The organism is Micromonospora sp. CPCC 206060 (genome assembly GCF_036906895.1).
Taxonomy (GTDB): Bacteria; Actinomycetota; Actinomycetes; order Mycobacteriales; family Micromonosporaceae; genus Micromonospora.
In genome coordinates this window covers 1-2,847 of sequence record NZ_JBAKHU010000179.1, presented here as the reverse complement: position 1 = coordinate 2,847, position 2,847 = coordinate 1, and the positions used below count along the sequence as shown (strand labels likewise).

Below are 2,847 nucleotides of genomic sequence, written 5' to 3'. Positions count from 1 at the left end.
CCGTGATCCACTCATCACATGCGACCTCGTGTCGCACCCGCAGCGTCTTACCGTCGACGGCGATCACGGTCCGGTAGCGGCGCGGCCGCACGGCCTGCGGTTGTGCCCGGGAACGCAGCCAGCCGGCCAAAACAGTGCTGATCAGGGCGGCGTCCAGGCGGGTCAACAGCCGCCACACCGTGGTGCCGGCGGGTACGCCACGGGTGAACCCGAGCCGGACCTGGGCTGGTTCGTCCAGGTCGTAGAGCCAGTCAGCGATCGCCGTAAACGACGTGGCACCGGCCAGGACCGCACACACCGCGACGGTCAGCACCGCTGTCAAGGGATACCGCACCCCGCGCGGGTTCCGTGGGTCCGGGACCAGGCTCACCGCGGCCAGGAGCCCTCCGTGTTCACTGCCGGTGACCGGCGGTGGTGGCGTGTCGGTTCCGGGGGTTGTCACGGTCAGTACGGAGATCAGAGATGATGCCATCGGCGGGTGGAGTCCTCGGTTGTCGTGCAGCGTGAGAACTCCATGATCACCTTGAGGGCTCCACCCGCCTCCATAGAGGCCATTCACCTCGGAGAACCCCAGCTCAGACGCCCGCACGGCTAGAACGCAATGCCCCTGGGTACAGGGCGCCCTGCTGCCCTTCACCGGCTTGATGCTGAGATAAATTTGGGGTTAAGCAGAAAGCATTGTATGATTAGCGCATGCTGTATCGGACCCCTGCGCTCGCCGATGACGACAAGCGCGTGCTCGGTGAACTGGACACGATGCGCGACAACCTGCGGTATCAGATCGCCGAGCCGCACCGCTGGACAGGACAACTCCGACGCACCCTGATCGCTCACGCTATCCAGGGCTCCAATTCGATCGAGGGCTACCAGGTGTCCCTGGAGGACGCAGCCGCGGCCGTCGCCGGCGACGAACCGGTAGAGACGAACCCGCAAACCTGGGAGGTCATCACCGGTTACCGGGATGCCCTGACCTACGTGCAACAACTCGCCCGCTCACGCGAGTTCGCCTGGCAGCACATGTTGCTCAACGCGCTGCACTTCATGATGCTTCGCCATGACCTCAGCAAGTGGCCGGGCCGCTTCCGACCAGGAGACATCCACATCGACGAGGCGCACACCGGCCGACGCGTCTACACCGGGCCGGACGCGGACGACGTTCCGTCGCTGATCTCCGAGCTGATCGACTGGCTGGCCGACGGTGAACCGGAGACCCCGCTGCTCGTGCGGGCCTCAATGGCCCACCTAAACCTGGTCAAGATCCATCCCTGGCGGGACGGAAACGGCCGGATGTCGCGCTGCCTGCACACCCTCGTGCTCGCCCGCGACGGTGTCCTCGCCCCGGAGTTCTCCTCAATCGAGGAGTGGCTCGGCGTCGGCCGGAACACGTACGCCTACTACGACGCGCTCGGTGAGGTCGGTGGCCCATCCTGGCAGCCGGACAACGACACCAGCAAGTGGATCCGGTTCTGCCTGAGCGCCCACCACCAACAGGCCCAATTGGTCCGGCAACGTCTCGATCAGGCCGCGCATCTCTGGGACCTGCTCGACACCTGGGTCGGGCGCAACGGGCTGCCCGAGCGGGTGGTCAGCGCCCTACACCTCGCCGCTACCGGCGGTCGAGTGCGCCGCACCGTCTATCAGCGCGACGAAAACCTCACCGACGACCAAGCAACCCGCGACCTTCGCGCCCTCGTCCGGGCGGGCATGCTCGAACAGCACGGCGAGACCCGAGGCAGGTTCTACCTCGCCTCGCCGGAACTCCGCGAGCTCGCCGCCCCCGCGCTGCGCCCAAAGGAAATCATCGACCCGTACCGACGGTGAGGCGCAGGCCCTGGCACTGCGAATCTGCGACGGTCAGCGCGCCGCGAACGGACACCATTTCCTGTCTACCGAATTGGACCCATGCCGCCAGTCATAGCCGAGCAGGCATTCTAGACTCACAGCATTTGGACCTAAATAGGCACAATAGGACAGTCGATCTGTCCTATTTATCGTGATTTTCCACGAAATTTGGTGTCCGAGGGGTGATCGATACTATAACCCCACACGAAACGGTGCCAGAAGTGGAAATCGTCGTCGACGCCGGATCGGCAGGCTAAGCGCATCCCCGCGCAGCCGGCTGCGGCGAGGTTGACGTGGCGGCGCCTATCAGGAGCGGTAGAGAGGCGCGCAAGATACGGAGCTCGGCTCGCGTTCGTTCACTCGACCCAGACGAGAGCCAGGTCGGCGGTATACTGACGGCGAGTAGTAGCAGCACCACCCGCCGCACGGCGGGATCCAATCGGAAGTACGGCCAACAGGCCATTACGGTTTGACCAAGATAATGACTTGCAGCTACGCCGCCGCCGTGCACGCCGCGGCCGGTCAGCCACCGGCTGATCCACAAACGCATTGTCTGACACTCGACGGCGGTTGCCGGGCGGCGCGCCGCCCGAATCACTAAAAACGACCGTGGGCCGCCCGCTGGTGCGGACGGCCCACGGATGACGTCAGCCGCGCGGAATGTCGATCGCGTAGCCGCCCTTGCCGCTTGCCACCAGCCTGCGCGATTGTCCGGCGAAGCCGAACGCCATCGGCAGGCTGAGCCCTTCGAGGCCCGTGCCGAACGGCGTGAAGGTCGGCGCGCCGTCGTTCGACCGGATAACCCTCGCGTTTGCCTGCTGCTGCGCCACGTAGATGCCGCCGCCGTCTATCGGGTCGCAGGCGAGGTCCACCGTCAGCGCCCCGCCTACCCAGCCGGTGGGCTGCCAGGTCATGCCGCCGTCGGTGGCACGATACGGGGTGGGGTGTGTACAACTAACGGCTGATCGACCGATCAAGGGAGAGACGCCAGATGACGACCGAGAC

General features: G+C 65.5%; 3 protein-coding genes. 1 reads left to right on the top strand and 2 read right to left on the bottom strand.

Annotated features, from left to right (window positions below; genetic code table 11):
- Positions 1 to 313, bottom strand: a 313-nt coding sequence (locus tag V6U90_RS33010) for a transposase family protein (RefSeq protein WP_334445032.1), incomplete at its 3' end; no start/stop codon positions are given.
- Between the two features lie 380 nt (positions 314 to 693).
- Between V6U90_RS33010 and V6U90_RS33005 the strand changes: the two genes are divergently transcribed.
- Positions 694 to 1,821 (top strand): Fic family protein, encoded by a 1,128-nt coding sequence (locus V6U90_RS33005; protein WP_334445031.1) that lies wholly within the window; start codon positions 694 to 696, stop codon positions 1,819 to 1,821.
- Between the two features lie 668 nt (positions 1,822 to 2,489).
- Here V6U90_RS33005 and V6U90_RS33000 read toward each other — a convergent pair.
- Positions 2,490 to 2,756, bottom strand: coding sequence for a hypothetical protein (locus V6U90_RS33000; RefSeq protein ID WP_334445029.1), 267 nt, complete (start codon positions 2,754 to 2,756; stop codon positions 2,490 to 2,492).
- Between the last annotated feature and the right edge of the window lie 91 nt (positions 2,757 to 2,847).